Below are 512 nucleotides of genomic sequence, written 5' to 3' on the forward strand. Positions count from 1 at the left end.
TTTGAGCATACCGGTTGGTATTGTATACTATTAAGTTATTTTTTGTTTGAGAACAAGCATCGTTATTGTTGTATCAATGCCATAGAAATCAAGCGTTCAATGGGTTTAAAACGAGGTAAAAGTGATAAGGCAGATGCATGGGAAATAGCCAACTACGCTTGGTTAAGAAGGGAAGAATTGATACCATCAGTTCCTCCAGCAAAGAAGCTAATAGAATTACAACGGATGATGAGTTTACGCGAACAATTAGTCAAACAGCTCACCGCGAGCAAGAATCTTTACAAAGGGATGCAAGAAATAGTTATCGATGAATTAAATGATGTTTCCTTGGGCATCTTAAAGGAGAATATGAACCAATTGGAAAAGCAAATACTCACAACAGAAAAAAGCATTAATGAGCTTATAAAACAAGACGAAACCATGATTACGAATTATAAACTCTCCAAAACAGTCAAAGGAGTAGGGATGGTACTGGCAGTTCAAATGCTACTACATACTCACAATTACACGCG

General features: G+C 36.7%; 1 protein-coding gene. It reads left to right on the forward strand.

Annotated features, from left to right (window positions below; all coding sequences use genetic code 11):
* Positions 1 to 512, forward strand: a 512-nt coding sequence (locus tag AC23L6_RS13360) for an IS110 family transposase (RefSeq protein ID WP_487562976.1), incomplete at both ends; no start/stop codon positions are given.

Source organism: Flavobacterium sp. R1_16 (assembly GCF_057652095.1).